We start from the raw sequence: 2,371 nt of genomic DNA on the forward strand, positions 1-2,371 counted from the left end.
CTTAAAAGAACCTTAAAGAAATCAGGTTTCATGAATGTTTCTCATGGAATGTATCTTCTCGACTTTGTCTTATACCAAAAAAACTGAGCTTCGTTTTAGTCCTGCCAAGAAAATTATCCAACAATAATTCCATTTATCCCCAAAAACCGCTTACGTTGTCTTACCATTCTATTTACTGAGCTTTACTTATTAGTTCGGTAGCGTGGAGCCGTAAATCCATCAGGAATACCTTGTTTGGTAAATACGATCTGCCAGAGTTGGTTTTTGCGTGCTCGAAAGCTGCCAGCACAGCTAAGCAGATAATATTTCCACATCCGGTAAAACCGTTCGGAATAGTTTGATTTCAGCTCATCCCAGTGCTCTTCGAAATTTTGATACCAGGTCATCAGGGTTTTGTCGTAATGGGCACCGAAGTTCTGCCAGTCTTCCATCACGAACAATCCTTCAGCCGCCAAGGAGAGCTGCCGGGCGGATGGAAGTTGTGAATTCGGAAAAATATATTTTTCAATCCATGGATCGGTAGTACGAACCGACTCATTGCTTCCAATTGTATGCAGAATAAATCTTCCCTCATCTTTTAAACACCGGTGAACGGTTTGCATATAGGTACGATAGTTTTTGCTGCCGACATGTTCGATCATTCCAAGTGAGACAATGTGATCGAACGGTTCGTTAACCTCTCGATAATCCTGAAACCGTATTTCCACAGGTAGGCCCTTGCATCGCTCTCTTCCAAGTTCCACCTGTTCGTTGGAAATCGTAATACCTACAACCTCTGCCCCATAGACTTCGGCAGCATATTTAGCAAAACTACCCCAACCGCAACCAATATCCAGCACGCGCTGGCCAGGCTGCAAACCAATTTTTTTACATACAAGGTCCAGTTTGGCTTCCTGGGCTTCGTCCAGCGATTTGGCCTGCTGCCAGTAGCCACAGGTATAGACCATGCGTGTATCCAGCATGGCTATGTACAGATCGTTGCCAATATCGTAATGATGCTCGCCTATTTCGTGGGCTTTATCTTTGCTTTGGCGGTTGGTCAGCAGAGACTTCAAATTTTCGAATATCATAGCCGGTTTGCCGTAGACTCTTTTCTCCAGCCCGGCCCTTAATACCCGTGTAAAAAACTCATCAAGCGCTTTGGCCTCCCACCAGCCATCTATATAACCTTCTCCCAGTCCAAGTGAACCCTGGCGTAATATCCGGTTAAAAAGACGGCTGTCTTTGACCTGTATGTCCCACGGCTTAGATCCATCAATTTGAATATCGGCTGATTCCAACTCAACTTTTATCTTTTTAATAATGTGATTCATGACCGTCTCCTCTATCTTAAACGGTTTAAAGAGCTATTTCCGGGATAATAAAAACGTAAGCCTTCTCCAAGGATAGAATACAACAGGTTGGCTTAAAAGAAGCTTAAATCTTGCAGGTGCCACAGAGGCGAGCCAATTATTATGGGCTGACTTCCTGCCTCAGGTATCGTTTGATGATGTACACAGGAAGGATTAATATAGCGAGGGAAAACGAGAAATAGGGCAGGTGAATATTCAATGCATACAGGCCTGCTCCCAAAAATGACCCAGCAGCAAGCCCCAGGCTGCTTACGGATGCCAGCAGGCCCATTCGTTCACCGACCCTGTGGTTACTGATTTTACTTGTAAGAGAGGCCAGGCCGGGGGTTACCAGTGCCATCCCCAACGCTAGAATGCTTACAACCGCAATGATAAGCGCAAAGCTATTTACAAACATCAACAAAAACAGAGACAGGCCTATAAAAAAGTATCCTACAGGTAGCAGACGGTACTCTCCCCAGCGATCAATCAGAGAACCTGTTAAACCGACCTGGCTGATACTCATTCCGAGTGCACAGGCCATAAAGATATATCCCATTTCCAGGACACTATATCCCAGGATCTGGTGCGCGTGCAGGGCAAAGGTGCTTTCAAACATAGAGAGCGCTCCCTGGGCAATAATGGCGTAGATTAGTATCGGGAGCATCTCACCATATACCATATTCCATGTATTTATTTTTCCCTGAGGATAACTGATGCTGTCAATGAGTGGGCGTTTGCGAGGCAGCCACAACAATACAGCCACCAGGGCCAACAGTGAAAACCCACCGGCAATCAAAAAGGGAGCTGTGTAGGCATTTGCAGAAAACAGTCCCCATGCCCACCCTTCAAACCAGTCAACATTCATAAAGAAGGAGCTCAAGACCGGACCGAAGATCACCCCCAGGCTGGCTCCTCCACCTGTCCACGCCAGTACCTTGCCTCTGTTTCTTATCGAGCTTAGGTCCGTAACCCAGGAATTAACCGTGGGTAGTACGGCTGCCGAAAACAAGCCTCCGACTATCCGGAGTATATACAAT

2 protein-coding genes are annotated in these 2,371 nt (G+C 46.0%); both read right to left on the bottom strand.

Features of this window, described 5'->3' with window-relative positions; genetic code table 11:
- Positions 1 to 182 precede the first annotated feature (182 nt).
- Entirely contained in the window at positions 183 to 1,313 is a 1,131-nt protein-coding gene (gene cfa, locus B151_RS0117370; protein WP_020404906.1) for a cyclopropane fatty acyl phospholipid synthase, read from the bottom strand.
- A 139-nt stretch (positions 1,314 to 1,452) separates the two neighbouring features.
- The coding region (locus B151_RS19160; protein WP_020404907.1) for an MFS transporter at positions 1,453 to 2,371 on the bottom strand (919 nt) is incomplete at its 5' end.

Origin of the sequence: Gracilimonas tropica DSM 19535 (genome assembly GCF_000375425.1) — a bacterium.
In the GTDB taxonomy this organism is placed as follows: Bacteria; Bacteroidota; Rhodothermia; order Balneolales; family Balneolaceae; genus Gracilimonas; species Gracilimonas tropica.

What these genes read in the sequence shown, in the direction of transcription:
- cfa (WP_020404906.1), bottom strand. Translation starts at nt 1,313, where the DNA reads ATGAATCACATTATTAAAAAGATAAAAGTTGAGTTGGAATCAGCCGAT.